This is a genomic window from Acinetobacter sp. ANC 4862, from assembly GCF_004336635.1.
In the GTDB taxonomy this organism is placed as follows: domain Bacteria; phylum Pseudomonadota; class Gammaproteobacteria; order Pseudomonadales; family Moraxellaceae; genus Acinetobacter.
Genome location: NZ_SJXH01000003.1, coordinates 25467 through 39836, shown reverse-complemented (window position 1 = coordinate 39836; position 14370 = coordinate 25467). Strand labels below are relative to the sequence as shown.

Genomic DNA, 14370 nt, shown 5'->3' with positions numbered 1-14370 from the left:
AAATGAAGGTAGCCAGTATGAAAATGTCACGCCGTGCTTATGCAGAAATGTTTGGTCCAACGCTTGGGGATCGCGTTCGTTTGGCCGATACTGAATTGTTCATTCAGGTTGAAAAAGACCTGACCACCTATGGCGAAGAAGTCAAATTTGGCGGCGGTAAAGTGATTCGGGATGGTATGGGGCAGTCCCAACTCTTGGCGCAAGATGTTGCTGATACAGTGATTACCAATGCCTTGATTATCGATTGGTGGGGTATTGTCAAAGCCGATGTCGGCTTGAAAAATGGCCGAATCTGGAAAATTGGTAAAGCCGGAAATCCAGATATTCAGCCCAATATCACCATTCCTTTAGGTGCAGCGACCGAAGTCATTGCCGGCGAAGGACAGATTCTCACCGCAGGTGGAATTGATACCCATATTCACTGGATTTGCCCGCAACAAGTTGAAACAGCACTCATGTCTGGCACCACCACCATGATTGGTGGCGGTACAGGACCGGCGGCAGGAACTTCTGCAACTACAGTTACCCCGGGACCTTGGCATATTGCCACCATGTTACAAGCCATTGATGATTTACCCATGAACATTGGTTTACTCGGCAAAGGCAATTTGAGTTTGCCGGATCCGATTCGTGAACAGATTGAAGCTGGTGTGGTGGGTTTAAAATTGCATGAAGACTGGGGATCAACCCCGGCAGCCATCGACAATTGTTTAACGGTGGCGGATGAATATGATGTCCAGGTCGCGATTCATACCGACACGCTTAACGAAAGTGGTTTTTTAGAAGAGACTCTGGCTGCATTTAAAAACCGGACCATTCATACCTATCATACCGAAGGTGCGGGTGGCGGACATGCGCCAGATATTTTAAAAGCCATTGGTCAGCCCAATGTTTTGCCGTCTTCAACCAATCCGACGCGTCCATATACCATCAACACTATTGATGAGCATTTAGATATGTTGATGGTTTGTCATCACCTTGACCCGGCTATTTCAGAAGATGTCGCCTTTGCAGAAAGTCGGATTCGCCGAGAAACCATTGCAGCTGAAGACATTTTACAGGACTTGGGTGCAATTGCGATGATGTCTTCAGATTCGCAAGCCATGGGCCGTGTTGGTGAAGTGATCATTCGCACCTGGCAAACTGCGCATAAAATGAAAGTGCAACGAGGTGTACTTGAAGGTGATAATGCCGCGCACGATAATAATCGGGTGAAGCGGTATATTGCCAAATATACGATTAACCCGGCCATTACCCATGGTTTAAGCCATGAAATTGGTTCGGTGGAAGAAGGTAAACTGGCAGATTTAGTCTTATGGAAGCCGGCTTTTTTTGGAGTAAAACCTTCCATGATTATTAAAGGCGGCATGATTGCCGCGGCACCGATGGGGGATATTAATGCCTCTATTCCAACGCCACAGCCTGTGCATTACCGTCCGATGTTTGGTGCAAACGTACGAGGGGTACATAACACCTGTATTACCTTTTTGTCGAAAGCGGGTATTGAAAATGGTGTAGCGGAAAAATTAGGGCTTAAAAAAATAATTTCACCAGTGAAAAATACCCGAAATATTTCTAAAGCAGACATGAAGCACAACACATATACACCGGTCATGGAAGTCGATCCAGAAATTTATGAAGTGCGGGCAGATGGGGTGCATTTAACCTGTGAACCTGCGGAAGTATTGCCGATGGCGCAGCGTTACTTCTTGTTTTAAATGAAAAAATAGATCAAGATGTCATCTTTACTAATATGAAATAAGGGTGAAGATGACTTTTAAATTCGAAAGTCAGGAATTTAAGTCCACCTTTGAACAGGTCGAATTAATTGCAAAAAATATAATAGAAACTGAAAATAATTCTGATGAACTTACAAATTTAGCTAGTCACTTTTTGACTGCAGGTCAGGTGTTAAACATCAAAATTGACCTTAGTGAATTTGATAAAATCATTGAATATAGTAGAAAACAACCTGTAGCAAACTTCGTATCAGAAGTTAGTAAAGCAATTAAGATTTATAAAAATAGCAAACAAGATCAAGATCTCATTTATTTATTTGAATTAAGTTTGAATCTCATCAATATCTATTTTTCTGAGCTTACATTTATTTTAGGAGCAGTGAATGGTTCTATCTCTTTAGAGATTGCAAGTGTAAATACTTTTGTGAGTGATAAATATTTAAAGCATCCCAAATTTGGTAGGTATGTAAAATTTGCAGAAAGAGATTTACCATTTCAAATTTTTAAAGAGTTATTACATTCAAGTGAAATTAAAAATTTATACGAATTGAACGTCAACTTAAAACAAGCAAGTGACTTACTAGAAAAATGGGATGATTCATTTGAAGACAAGAAAAATACGGTTTCCCAATTAGAGCAAAAATTAACAGAGACTAAGTTAACATATGATTTTTTAGGTTTAAATAAAGGCTTTCAGCAGCTTTACGAACAAAAAAAAGAGGAGTTAAAAAAAGCTAAAGATACATATTCGTTTATTGCAGCGACCATGTTCTTAATACCATTTGCTGAATTTGTATTTCTTATCGGCGCATTTTTATATTTCAAAGGAAATATCCCATCAGCTATGTGGCTAATTACAATCCCATTTTTAACATTAATTTTGATTACATTGTATTTAGTTAAAATCTCACTTCAAGATAAGCGTTCTATTCAATCTCAAATGATGCAACTAGAACTCCGTATGGCACTTTGCCAATTTATTCATAACTATGCGGAAGATTCAGAAATACTACATAAGAAAAATTCAGCGGGCTTTGAAAAATTTGAAAATATCATTTTTTCACCATTAGTATCATCAGATGACAAGATTCCAACGACATTTGATGGTATGGAGCAATTAGCTAAAATGGTGGATATATTTAGAAAGAATTAAATGAATCCTTTTGGCGCATAAATTGCTTATCGCTGTTATAGAAAATTGATGATTTGATATAACACATTAGGGATTTAACGTGACGACGACTTATTTACGCGGCCAAGAACTGATTGATGACATTCGCAGCGCGCCCTATTCACGTGACCTGATTGGCTACCATGGCGAACCACCCAAAGTGGAGTGGCCAAACCAAGCCCGTATCGCGGTACAGTTTGTACTGAATTATGAAGAAGGTGGCGAAAACCACGTTGAACATGGTGATGCCGGTTCGGAACAGTTCTTATCTGACATTATTGGCGCAGCAAGTTTTCCTGACAAACATATGTCGATGGATTCAATGTATGAATACGGCTCACGTGCTGGCTTTTGGCGGATTCATAACGAGTTTAAAAAACGAAATTTACCCATGACCATTTTCGGCGTGGGTATGGCATTGGTACGTAATCCCTATATTGTCGAAGCGATCAAAGAAGCCCATTATGACGTGGTTTCTCATGGACAGCGCTGGCTGCATTATCAGGACATGCCCATCGAACTTGAACGTCAGCACATGGATCAGGCAATAAGTGTACTTGAAGCACTGTTTGGCCAAGCACCAATGGGCTGGTATACAGGTCGTGATAGTCCAAACACCCGGCAGCTACTGGCTGAATTTCCCCAGATTAAATATGACTGTGACTATTATGGTGACGACTTACCATTTTGGAGCAGCGTGACTACGACGAAGGGTGAAAAACGCCCGCATTTGATCCTCCCATATACTTTAGATAACAATGACATGAAATTTGCTTCACCAGGTGGCTTTAACAGCGGTGAACAGTTCTATCAATATCTCAAAGATGCCTTTGATGTGCTCTATGCTGAAGGGGAAACTGTACCAAAAATGCTGTCGATCGGGATGCACTGCCGTATTTTAGGGCGACCGGGACGTTTTAAAGCCCTGCAAAAGTTTCTGGACTATATTCAAAGTCATGACAAGGTCTGGATTTGCCGACGTGGTGATATTGCTGAACACTGGTATAAACATCACGCGCCATAATTAAAAAATATATTTAGAAAGAGAACCTTATGTTCTCTTTTTTGATTTATGCATTTTATAAAAATAATACTGAAACCAGATTTGGCACTGTTATTGCAAATCCAGTTTTGAACAAAAATTCAATATTAACAGGTGATTTAATAATGCAACTCGTTGAATTTAATCGAGCATCATCAGAAGATGCCATCACCTTTTTAAAGCATTGTGTGCAAATACCCAGCTGGTCGACCGAGATTGTAGCCAAGCGTCCTTATGCATCAATTGAAGCGGTTATGGAGTTGGCCAAACAACAATCAGCAACCTGGACATGGGATGAAATTAAAGCGGCTTTGGATAATCACCCACGTATTGGCGAGAAAAAAGCACAAGCTGAATTGAGTGAAATCGAAAAGAGCTTTTCTAACCGTGAACAGTCATCCATTACAGCGGATGAAGAAACTCAGCTCGCTTTGACTAAAGGTAATCTTGCCTATGAAAAAAAATATGGCTACATCTTCCTGATTAAGGCTGCGGGTTTAAATAGTGAAGAAGTCCTGCAGGCCCTGAAATATCGTTTGGACAATGATTCTGAAACCGAAAAGCGGATAGTCCACAACCAACTGGCTGAAATCGCTTTATTAAGACTGTCTCAGGAGCTGCAAGCATGATCAGCACCCATATTTTAGATACCCATCTGGGCAAACCCGCAGCCCAGGTTGCCATCAAACTTTATGCGGAAGATGGTCATTTGCTCGGCGAAGCATTTACCAATACCGATGGCCGGGTAACAGACTTCGGTTTAAGCGCTTTAAAAGCAGGAAATTACAGCCTTGAATTTGCCACTGCTGCCTATTTTGAACGCTTGGGACTAGATACTTTCTTTCCTAAAGCAGTCATTCACTTCTATGTGAAAGATGCATCCCAGCATTTTCACATTCCTTTACTGATCAGCCCGTTTGCGTACTCCACATATCGCGGTAGCTAATTATATTTTTTGACTTTGAGGGAGAGAAAAAGAATGACCGAAGAAAATAAAACCATTTCACCGGAACATGAGTATTTAGGTGCGGGTAAAAGTGCAGCCTATGGTTTACAGCACGTATTGACCATGTACAGCGGAATTATCGCACCGCCATTGATTGTAGGAACTGCAGCCGGATTGGAACCCTATAAAATCGGTTTATTGATTGCAGCCGCGCTATTTGTAGGCGGTCTGGCTACGATTCTGCAAACCATGGGAGTGAAATATATCGGTGCAAAACTGCCGCTGGTGCAAGGGGTTTCCTTTGCAGGTGTGGCGACCATGGTCGCAATTGTGACTACAGGTGGAGGTCTATCGGCAGTGTATGGTGCAGTCATTGTCGCTTCATTAATTGGTTTCTTCCTTGCACCTTATTTTTCCAAGATCATCCGCTTTTTTCCGCCGGTGGTGACGGGCTGTGTGATTACCATTATTGGCTTGTCACTTTTACCTGTGGCGGTTCGCTGGATGATGGGGGGCAATAAAAATGCACCTGAATGGGGAAGTGTAGAAAATATTAGTTTGGCCATCATGACCCTGGCGATTGTGATCTGTCTGAATCTGAGCAGAAATGCCTCGATTCGCCGCCTATCCATCCTGTTGGCGATTGTATTGGGTTCGGTATTGGCCTATCTCTTAGGTTTTGTTGATTTCAGCAAAGTCGGTAATGGTGCATGGGTGCAGGTACCTAGTTTCTTTGCTTTCGGACTGCCAACTTTTGAGCTGACTGCCATCATTTCCATGCTGATCGTAACCTTGGTCATTATGACGGAAACCACTGCGGATATTATCGCGGTCGGTGAAATTATCGGAACCAAAGTGGATTCAGACCGTATTTCCAATGGTCTACGTGCCGATATGCTCTCCAGTGCAGTAGCGCCAGTTTTTGGATCCTTCATGCAAAGTGCATTTGCACAAAATGTGGGCTTGGTGGCAATTACCGGGGTAAAAAGCCGTTTTGTGGTCGCGGCAGGCGGCATCATTCTCGTGGTATTAGGACTGTTGCCCATTATGGGACGTTTAATTGCAGCGATTCCGGTTCCGGTACTTGGTGGTGCAGGATTGGTACTATTTGGTACAGTGGCCGCGAGTGGCATCCGTACTCTGGCAAAAATTGATTATAATGAGCAGAAAAACCTGATCATTGTCGCGACTGCCATTGCTGCCGGTATGATTCCGATTATCGATTATTCTTTCTATGCCAATTTCCCAAAATGGTTTCAAACCCTGTTTCATTCAGGCATCAGTTCCACCTGTTTGATGGCGATTATTTTAAACTTGCTGTTTAACCATCTGACCCTATTCAAACCGCGAAATGCCGAGGCGCCAAAGAGTATTGCAGAAACACTGCACTAAAATTTTACCTCTTCAATAAACCTGTTCCAGTCATAGGTTTTTATCAAAAATTAAAAAGTTGGCTTTGTTTTTGCTTAATTTATAGCGTGATTTTTTCATTCTACTGGGGACCCTTATTTATGAAATTCACTCAACTTACTGTTGCAACATTACTCGCATTCGGCGCTCTATCGGCACAGGCAAAACCGATCTGGCAAGACTTCAGCGTGACCGGACTTTATGGTGAAAACTATGAAGTGGTTGATGAGAAACAGACCACCTTAACCCTTGAATATACGGCAAAAGTGAAATATGCAGATGTCTTCTTCTTCATTGACCGGATGCGTGGCGCTGATGACATTAAATCAAGTTATTTTGAATTGTCACCACGTTTAAGCTTGGGTGAAGTGTCAGGGCAGAAACTTGCCTTTGGTCCGGTCAAGGATGTATTGGTATCAACGACCTGGGAAGGCGGAGAAGGTTTTGATAACTTCCTGTACGGCGTAGGTTTCGATCTGGACATTCGGTATTTCCGTTATGCCAGCATTAATCTTTATCGAGCTAATAATGAGAATATTGATGATGACTACCAGTTAACATTGACCTATGGCGTACCATTTAAACTGGGGACTGAAGAATTCCTGGTGGATGGCTTCCTGGACTGGTCAACAGAAGAGGATGATCATGACAGCGAGATGAACTGGACCACACAATGGAAATGGAATGTAGGTAAACACATTTCTCCAGACACCAATTTATATCTGGGGATTGAACATTCTATCTGGAACAACAAATTCGGTATTCCAAATGCCGATGAAAATAATGTCAGTGCCTTGGTCAAATATCACTTCTAAGCAAAGTGATGAAGCAATGAGTTAAAAGCCCTTATAAAAAGGGCTTTTTTAATGCACTTAAAACTCTATCCGAATTTTTTCAGGAAAAGTATAAACATCACAATTTGCTCCGGTTCCTATACGATCCACGACTACAAAATCACTCGGCGCTTCCAAAGTGAGCAAGGGATGATGCCAGGTTCCGGCACGATAATTCACGCCTTGCCTACCATCGCTGATAAAAGCCTGAATCTGATCCAGATCTGGGTGTTCATGATCCAGACAGGAGGCAACGACAATTAAAAACTGTTGACCCTGCATCGGAACAAAAGCCTGTGAACCTATAGGATGCCTTTCCAGCATTGCAATTTCAAAAGGGATGGCGGTGGCCTGAATATTTTTAAAAATACTGAGTCCAACCTTGGCATCACTTTCTACTTCAGCCAAAGCATGGTAACGCTCGGTCTGCTGCTCATTGATCTGAAAAAAGTGATTACCCTGACAGGCAATGACTTCACCATAAGGCAGAAAGTTTTCAGTGCTTAAAGGCTGTATTTTTATGCTTGGCATACGCATGCTATTCATTACTTAGTCCACCTTCCCCCAGAGACGAATCCGGCTAATACCGCCATCGGGAATCATGTTGACCCGGATATGGGAAACCTTTTCCTGTTTCAAAATTTCCTCCACAAACGTATGGATATGATCCATCTGCATATCTTGTGCTGCCAGTAAAAATGGCCAGAACATGCTTTGGGGAATGAGTTGCTGATCGGTGGCATCTTCAATATAGATGGCTTGTATGGACACTTGGGCAGGGAAGTTGCCTTTAAAATGGGCGGTATCAATTTCAACTTTTTCAATCTTTCCGCTTTGACCCAAAGCCAGAAGACACCAGTCAAAACCGGGCACACGGCGGCGCTTGGTTTCCCAGCCATCGCCCATATTGATGCCACGACCCGGATTAATCAGATTATGTGGATGACCAAAATGCGCATCACTATAAGCAATCACGCGACCACCGTTTTCTAAAGCTAACAAGTCTAAAGTTTGGTTGCTACCGTGCCTTTGAAGTTGTACTTCACCATAAACTTTAAACCGTGCCACACCGCCATCTGGATAAATATTTAAACGGACATGCGTAAACACCTGCTCGGTATCAATGTTAAAAATGTGATGATCACTTGGGCCTAAAATATTATTTTTTAAAATGTTTTTCCATTTTACGCTGTTCAAGTCTCCATCTGGTGCATAGCATGCCTCTACAGCGGCAGAAGCTGGATAGTTCCCTGTAAAGAAAGTGGTATCGATATCGAGTGCTTTAATTTTGCCTGCCACCCCTAATTTAATAATGGCCCAGTCATAACCCGCATGGCGTTTGCGGCGGGTTTCCCAACCATCCATCCATTTGCCATGTTGATCGAATTTGTCTTCTACAAATATGGGTGGATTGAATTGCAACATGCGTTTTGCTTCAGCAAAAAAATCATCCGAACAATCCATGATTTCTGCACCAATTCGGTCATCTGCCAGATTAGTCAGTTGCTGCATATGGAGAGGAATATCAAAAATTGGTGCAAGCAAAGTTGCCATAAATATCTTCCATTAACTTTATTAATCAAATGAATAGACTTGTTTTGTTTAGTGATTCATTTTGAACAATCGATAAAACAAGCTTTTACATATGTTTAGAAGCACAGCTTGTGCCAACTTTTGAAATTTTTAAGTGCATGAGATAAAAAATGGCACGTTTTTAGCATTTTGTGGTGCAGATACTTAAATATATAAAGGAGTTATAGATGGAAATTACAATCATTGGTGCAGGTATAGGCGGTTTAACCACAGGAATTGCACTAAAAAAGTTTGGACATCAAGTCACCATCTATGAGCAAGCAGAACACATTTTACCTATGGGGGCAGCCATTTCTTTATGGTCAAATGGGGTTAAGTGTTTAAATTATCTGGGATTAACGGATCAGATTGCGAAACTTGGCGGACAAATGAATAACTTGGCCTATATGGATGGCTTAACAGGCGAGGTGATGACGCAGTTCAGCCTGCATCCCCTGATAGAAGAAGTTGGACAACGTCCATATCCGGTGTCGCGTTCAGATTTACAAAATATGCTGATGGATGAGTTCGGTCGTGACAATATTCATTTAGGCAAAAAAATGTTGTCCTTTAAACAAGCCAACGATCTGGTAACCGTGCAATTTGCAGATGGAACGCAAGTGCAAACCGAACTGTTAGTCGGGGCAGATGGTACACATTCGAGTACCCGTGCTTATGTATTGGGTGAACAGGTTGAGCGTCGTTATGCAGGCTATGTCAACTGGAATGGTCTGGTTGAAATTTCAGAGGAGTATGCACCTGCTGATCAATGGACGACCTATGTCGGTGAGGGCAAGCGTGTATCATTAATGCCTGTGGCAGATCATCGTTTTTATTTTTTCTTTGATGTGCCTCTAGCCGCGGGTTTAGAAAATAATCGTAGTCACTATAAAATTTTATTAAAAGAATACTTTGCAGGATGGTGCCCGCAAGTTCAGAAACTCATAGAGCATATAAATGAGCAAAAAACCAATCGTGTAGAAATTCATGATATTGAACCGTTTGCACAATACTATAAAGGGCGCGTGGTGATTGTTGGTGACGCTGCACACAGTACCACGCCTGATATTGGCCAAGGTGGCTGCCAAGCGATGGAAGATGCGATTTATTTATCTCGTGCTTTGCAAATTAACACCTTGGGCTTGGAGGATTCCTTAAAGCGTTATCAAAACAAACGTAATGAACGTGCCAATGAATTGGTGCTGCGTGCACGCAAACGCTGTGATGTAACGCATATGAAAGATGAAGATGTGACAAAGCAATGGTATGAAGAACTACGAAAAGAACAGGGACCACATATCATGAAAGGAATTATTAGCAATATTATTGGTAATCCCTTGGACTAATATTCAATTCAGCTCAAAAAGCCCTTCCTGATGAAGGGCTTTTTAATCAGCATAGCTCACAAAAAATTTCAAATTATTAAAACCTTTTGGAAAAAAATGATTCGTTAATTCCGTGATGAAGGAGTAAATTACTTGCATTTTATAGCTTTAATAAGGTCAAGTAATGGCATCCACATGGATTCTGTTTACGCTTATGGCTGCATTTATGCAGGCTTGGCGTAATGCATTTCAAAAGCAACTGAGTACTACTGTTGATGTCTATGGCGTAACACTGGCGCGATTTATTTTTGGTTTTCCTTTGGCCATTCTTTACTTGGCCTTTTTATATCAGAGTCAGCCCATACCACTCCCGGTTAGCTTTACACCACGTTATGCCATTTATATTGTCATTGCCGGGATGAGTCAGATTGCTGCAACCGCCTTAATGGTGCAGTTATTTAAACAAAAAAACTATGCCATTGGTGTCGGATTGGCCAAGAGTGAAGCCATTTTAGCCGCGCTCATTGGTGCATCATTGCTGAGTGATCGTTTAACTGTACTGGGCTGGTTTGGGGTGGCCTTAGGGGGGCTGGCAGTCTTTTTACTCAGTAGAGGATCCAGAGCAGAAAAACTTTCCCTACCGACCTTATTGATTGGTATAGGCAGTGGTCTGTGCTTTGCCATTACCTCACTACTGGTGCGTGAAGCCAGTCTGGAATTGCCCCAACTGCCATTTATTCATCGGGCAGCTTGGGTATTGCTCAGTATTATTGGTTTTCAATGTGTCAGTATGCTGATTTACTTAAGTTTATTCAGTCGCCAGACCTTAAAGGCCATGTGGGCAAGATTAGGCTTAACCTTCAAAGTCAGTCTGTGCAGTTTTATTGCGTCCTTGGGATGGTTCACTGCCATGAGCATGCAATCGGTGGCCATTGTAAAAACACTGGGACAAATTGAAATCTTGTTTAGCCTGTTAATTTCAGCTTATTTTTTTAAAGAAAAACTGGCCAAAGCAGAGCATTGGGGATTATTACTGGTGGTTGTGGCTGCCATACTGGTGATCTGGGCTTGATTATCTGACTCCCTTAAAACATAGGCCATTTAATAAGATGAACCTAGCTAAAACCACCAGATTTACGCATCAAAACCTTCATCGAAAGCATTGATCGATGCTTGCCCTAAGGGCATCGGTTCAATGATTTTTCCCTCTGAAATGACAATACCCCTACGGGCATTGCCTGTATTTCCGCTAAAAATAGCCAGTGATGTTTAATCCAAATAGTTGATATCGCTTTGCCTTAACAATTGAAATTTCAATCAAAAGAGCAAGGGCCATAGCAACAAACGGTTTAGGTAGAGAAAATATCTTTAACTTTGCTTTTCAAGTCTTCCATTTGTTCAATAATATTTTTAATCATTAACTGGGAAACACGTGAAATTTGTCGTTTCGGTGCAACACAAAGGCCAATGGTCAGCGGATGTAGCCCTTTTTCTGAAATAGGTTTAAAGACCAGCTCATCACGTTCCACAAAAGACAAAACATCGAGATAACTAAAGATTCCAATACCGCTATTCGCCTTAATTAAAGTATTCATCAGGCGTATATCATTCGATTCAGTTTTACGTGCAGGTGTAAATTGATGGTGTTTATACAGCGCTTGTATATAGTCATGAATAATTAAAGGTTCTGACGGAATAAAATGATTGTCATTCAAGGTATCTGAAAAATAAATCTTTTCTGCTTGAGCCAGAGGATGTGATTTTCCCATCACAAAACCTAAAGGCAATTCTAAAAAATGAACCACTTCAAGGTGTTGATGTGATTTCGGGTTCAGGATCAGGCCAAAATCCAAATCTGCCTCAATAATTTTCTTGGCGATAATCTCACTGTCTGCGACCCGAATATTAAAATTGATCCACGGATAGTTTTCATACATATATTGCACGGATTGCATGACAAACCCGTCACTTAAGGCAGAGATTAAACCAAACTCGATGGTTCCACGCGTGAGTCCCTGAATTTCATCAAAACGTATCCGGGTTTGCTGGAATTCTTTTTGCCATTTCAATACATCAGCATAAAGTAATTCACCGGCAAGGGTCAGTTTCAAACCACTGGGTAAACGCTCAAACAAAATAATACCGAGTTCTTCTTCAGCCAAAGCGATTTGCCGGTGTACGGCAGACACGGAAATGAATAATTGATCTGCGGCTTTACGTAAACTGCCCGTTTTCGCCACAGCGATAAAATATTCTGAAAATCGGGAAAAAGGTGTATTCATCAATTTAGTCAAGCGAAGTACCACCTTTTATTTATATCGATATTTGAGATAACTGTGCTTATGCGAGTTTTATGCCAAATGATGATGTTCTATAGCTCAATACAGCAACCTAAAATGAAGGTGTTCTTATTTTTAGAATGATTTATACGAAACATTCTAATAGACAGAATGATAAAAAATTAAGTAATTTCAATGATAAGCAAAGCCAAAATTGCATAGTTCTGCAATGTTCAAGGCCTGTAAAAAGAGACCATCCACAAAAAGACTATAGGTTTTATATGAACGCCATTCCAGTCACCAATTTATTCAACAAACCCTGCTATAGCCAGTTTGATGATCAGGACTGGGACATTCTGGCTCATCACTGGTATCCGGTTGCATGGATTCAGGACGTTTCAACCCAACCGCAACAAGTGACGCTGCTTGATGTCAAACTTGCACTGTATAAAACAGACAGTGGTGCAATTCACCTGGTTCGTGATATCTGCCCACACCGGGGCGTACCCTTAACCAAAGGCTGGGTATCGGGTGAAAATATTGTCTGTCCCTATCATGGTTTACATTACAACGCTGATGGGCAATGCATCAAAATTCCAGCCCAACCGGAACTGACGAAAATTTCTGAGCGCTTTTCCTTAACTAAATTTCCAGTGGTCGAAAAATACGGTTTAATTTGGACCAGTATTTTTAGCCGAGACGAATCAAAAGCCAATTTCCCTGTTTTAGATACCTGGGAGATGCCAGATCATCAGGCAATTTTACCGCCGTTTGTAGATATTGCCGGTTCGAGTGGCCGTCAACTGGAAGGCTTTATTGATGTTGCACATTTTGCCTGGGTTCATCAGGGTTCTTTCGCAGATCCTGAAAATCAGGTTGTACCCAAATACACGACAGAACGTACAGATTACGGCCTGCATACCGAATATGTCAGCAGTGTCAGCAACTATCCACATGGTATGCAAGATTTAGCACCGGAAGGCTTTTTGTGGAAACGTGTATTTGATGTCTATCCACCGTTTTCTGCGGTGCTAACCGTACATTTCCCAGAACAGGGACAATTAAAAATTCTCAATGCCTGTTGTCCGGTCTCACACAATAAAACCCGTTTATTTGTACCACTGACACGCAACTTCGATACCACAGGGGATTTACAGGCGGTATATGACTTTAATGCACAAATTTTTGCCGAAGATCAGGACATGGTGGAAAGTCAAAAACCCGAAGAGCTACCCCTGGATATTTCCATGGAAGCGCATTTTGAAGCAGATCGTTCTTCAACCACCTATCGTCGAATCTTAGCCGAATGGGGGTTGAGTAAACGTTATATTATTTAATATGTTTTAATTTTATTAATATGGGTTAAAGCTTAAATATAAATAATTAATTTTATAATATTGGTTTTTAACTTTATTATATTTTAAGGTACAAGATTGTTTTAGATCATCTGTTTAATTATCACTGCTGAATAAAATAGTATAGGGTGAGGAATAAAATGAATCGACCCAATCAAGCTCAAATCATCCAGTTTTTGACCTTGTCCAATGAGGTGGGAAGCAGAGCGATGTCTTTGGGAAATCACCCTTTCGGTTCAGTATTGGTGGGACCGGATCATGAAACAGTGCTATTAATCCAGTGTAATATTGATACGGTAAATCATGCCGAGTCTACTCTGGCACGTGTTGCTGCCAGTAATTATCCAGCTGAATATTTATGGCAATGTACCTTATATACTGCGGTAGAGCCTTGCTGCATGTGCACCGGTACCATTTATTGGGCCAATATTGGTCGAGTGGTTTATGGCATGACTGAACAACGGCTATTAGAATGTACGGGAAACCATGTGGAAAATCCGACCATGCGTGTGTCATCTGCTTATGTGTTTGAACATGGTCAGAAAAATATTGATTTGATTGGTCCAATTGCAGAAATTGAAGAAAAAACTGCAGCATTGCAACAGGCATTCTGGGCAGAACGCTAAATTGTTTTAATCCCCTCTGTATTATTTTATCCTTCTGCTCACGCAGAGGGATTTTTAATATCTGGATTTTTT

Annotated in this window: 14 protein-coding genes; 11 read left to right on the top strand and 3 right to left on the bottom strand. The window is 41.3% G+C overall.

The window, feature by feature from the left end; all coding sequences use genetic code 11:
* Nucleotides 1-17 precede the first annotated feature (17 nt).
* From ureC to E0409_RS01960, 7 genes are all read left to right on the top strand, one after another.
* Nucleotides 18-1718 carry an urease subunit alpha gene (ureC, locus tag E0409_RS01990; protein WP_131287078.1) on the top strand — a complete coding sequence of 567 codons (1701 nt, stop codon included), beginning with the start codon at nucleotides 18-20 and terminating at the stop codon, nucleotides 1716-1718.
* A gap of 52 nt (nucleotides 1719-1770) precedes the next feature.
* On the top strand, nucleotides 1771-2892 hold the full coding sequence (locus E0409_RS16650; protein WP_131287076.1) for a hypothetical protein: 1122 nt from the start codon (nucleotides 1771-1773) through the stop codon (nucleotides 2890-2892).
* Between the two features lie 79 nt (nucleotides 2893-2971).
* Entirely contained in the window at nucleotides 2972-3934 is a 963-nt protein-coding gene (puuE, locus tag E0409_RS01980) for an allantoinase PuuE (protein ID WP_131287074.1), read from the top strand.
* A 143-nt stretch (nucleotides 3935-4077) separates the two neighbouring features.
* A complete protein-coding gene (gene uraD, locus E0409_RS01975) occupies nucleotides 4078-4581 on the top strand; it encodes a 2-oxo-4-hydroxy-4-carboxy-5-ureidoimidazoline decarboxylase (protein ID WP_131287072.1) in 504 nt (167 codons plus the stop codon).
* Nucleotides 4578-4898 carry a hydroxyisourate hydrolase gene (gene uraH, locus E0409_RS01970; protein WP_131287070.1) on the top strand — a complete coding sequence of 107 codons (321 nt, stop codon included), beginning with the start codon at nucleotides 4578-4580 and terminating at the stop codon, nucleotides 4896-4898. The genes uraD and uraH overlap by 4 nt, the downstream gene beginning before the upstream one ends.
* A 33-nt stretch (nucleotides 4899-4931) precedes the next feature.
* A complete protein-coding gene (locus E0409_RS01965) occupies nucleotides 4932-6290 on the top strand; it encodes a nucleobase:cation symporter-2 family protein (RefSeq protein ID WP_131287068.1) in 1359 nt (452 codons plus the stop codon).
* Nucleotides 6291-6409: 119 nt separating this feature from the next.
* Entirely contained in the window at nucleotides 6410-7123 is a 714-nt protein-coding gene (locus E0409_RS01960) for an outer membrane protein OmpK (protein WP_131287067.1), read from the top strand.
* Nucleotides 7124-7180: 57 nt separating this feature from the next.
* On the opposite strand, the gene E0409_RS01955 is transcribed toward E0409_RS01960, so the two are convergent.
* Together E0409_RS01955 and alc are read right to left on the bottom strand one after the other, a co-directional pair.
* Nucleotides 7181-7678 (bottom strand): ureidoglycolate lyase, encoded by a 498-nt coding sequence (locus tag E0409_RS01955; RefSeq protein WP_131287320.1) that lies wholly within the window; start codon nucleotides 7676-7678, stop codon nucleotides 7181-7183.
* A gap of 12 nt (nucleotides 7679-7690) precedes the next feature.
* A complete protein-coding gene (gene alc, locus E0409_RS01950; protein WP_131287065.1) occupies nucleotides 7691-8695 on the bottom strand; it encodes an allantoicase in 1005 nt (334 codons plus the stop codon).
* A 206-nt stretch (nucleotides 8696-8901) separates the two neighbouring features.
* On the opposite strand from alc, the gene hpxO reads away from it, so the two are divergent.
* Together hpxO and E0409_RS01940 are read left to right on the top strand one after the other, a co-directional pair.
* The gene (gene hpxO / locus E0409_RS01945) at nucleotides 8902-10059 is read left to right on the top strand and encodes an FAD-dependent urate hydroxylase HpxO (protein WP_131287064.1); all 1158 of its coding nucleotides are present in this window, start codon (nucleotides 8902-8904) and stop codon (nucleotides 10057-10059) included.
* A 163-nt stretch (nucleotides 10060-10222) separates the two neighbouring features.
* Entirely contained in the window at nucleotides 10223-11110 is an 888-nt protein-coding gene (locus tag E0409_RS01940; RefSeq protein ID WP_131287063.1) for a DMT family transporter, read from the top strand.
* A 277-nt stretch (nucleotides 11111-11387) separates the two neighbouring features.
* Here E0409_RS01940 and E0409_RS01935 read toward each other — a convergent pair whose 3' ends face one another.
* Nucleotides 11388-12320 carry a LysR family transcriptional regulator gene (locus E0409_RS01935; RefSeq protein WP_131287318.1) on the bottom strand — a complete coding sequence of 311 codons (933 nt, stop codon included), beginning with the start codon at nucleotides 12318-12320 and terminating at the stop codon, nucleotides 11388-11390.
* Nucleotides 12321-12598: 278 nt separating this feature from the next.
* Here E0409_RS01935 and E0409_RS01930 point away from each other — a divergent pair, with 278 nt between their 5' ends.
* Both E0409_RS01930 and E0409_RS01925 read left to right on the top strand, forming a co-directional pair.
* A complete protein-coding gene (locus E0409_RS01930) occupies nucleotides 12599-13654 on the top strand; it encodes a Rieske 2Fe-2S domain-containing protein (RefSeq protein ID WP_131287061.1) in 1056 nt (351 codons plus the stop codon).
* 158 nt (nucleotides 13655-13812) lie between these two features.
* Nucleotides 13813-14298 (top strand): nucleoside deaminase, encoded by a 486-nt coding sequence (locus E0409_RS01925; protein WP_131287059.1) that lies wholly within the window; start codon nucleotides 13813-13815, stop codon nucleotides 14296-14298.
* The last annotated feature ends 72 nt before the right edge of the window (nucleotides 14299-14370 follow it).

Excerpts from the sequence above, each read along its gene's own strand:
- E0409_RS01930 (WP_131287061.1), top strand. The coding sequence starts at position 12,599 with ATGAACGCCATTCCAGTCACCAATTTATTCAACAAACCCTGCTATAGC.
- alc (WP_131287065.1), bottom strand. The coding sequence starts at position 8,695 with ATGGCAACTTTGCTTGCACCAATTTTTGATATTCCTCTCCATATGCAG.
- E0409_RS01955 (WP_131287320.1), bottom strand. The coding sequence starts at position 7,678 with ATGCGTATGCCAAGCATAAAAATACAGCCTTTAAGCACTGAAAACTTT.
- E0409_RS01935 (WP_131287318.1), bottom strand. The coding sequence starts at position 12,320 with ATGAATACACCTTTTTCCCGATTTTCAGAATATTTTATCGCTGTGGCG.
- E0409_RS01925 (WP_131287059.1), top strand. The coding sequence starts at position 13,813 with ATGAATCGACCCAATCAAGCTCAAATCATCCAGTTTTTGACCTTGTCC.
- ureC (WP_131287078.1), top strand. The coding sequence starts at position 18 with ATGAAAATGTCACGCCGTGCTTATGCAGAAATGTTTGGTCCAACGCTT.
- hpxO (WP_131287064.1), top strand. The coding sequence starts at position 8,902 with ATGGAAATTACAATCATTGGTGCAGGTATAGGCGGTTTAACCACAGGA.
- uraD (WP_131287072.1), top strand. The coding sequence starts at position 4,078 with ATGCAACTCGTTGAATTTAATCGAGCATCATCAGAAGATGCCATCACC.
- uraH (WP_131287070.1), top strand. The coding sequence starts at position 4,578 with ATGATCAGCACCCATATTTTAGATACCCATCTGGGCAAACCCGCAGCC.
- E0409_RS16650 (WP_131287076.1), top strand. The coding sequence starts at position 1,771 with ATGACTTTTAAATTCGAAAGTCAGGAATTTAAGTCCACCTTTGAACAG.
- E0409_RS01940 (WP_131287063.1), top strand. The coding sequence starts at position 10,223 with ATGGCATCCACATGGATTCTGTTTACGCTTATGGCTGCATTTATGCAG.
- E0409_RS01960 (WP_131287067.1), top strand. The coding sequence starts at position 6,410 with ATGAAATTCACTCAACTTACTGTTGCAACATTACTCGCATTCGGCGCT.
- E0409_RS01965 (WP_131287068.1), top strand. The coding sequence starts at position 4,932 with ATGACCGAAGAAAATAAAACCATTTCACCGGAACATGAGTATTTAGGT.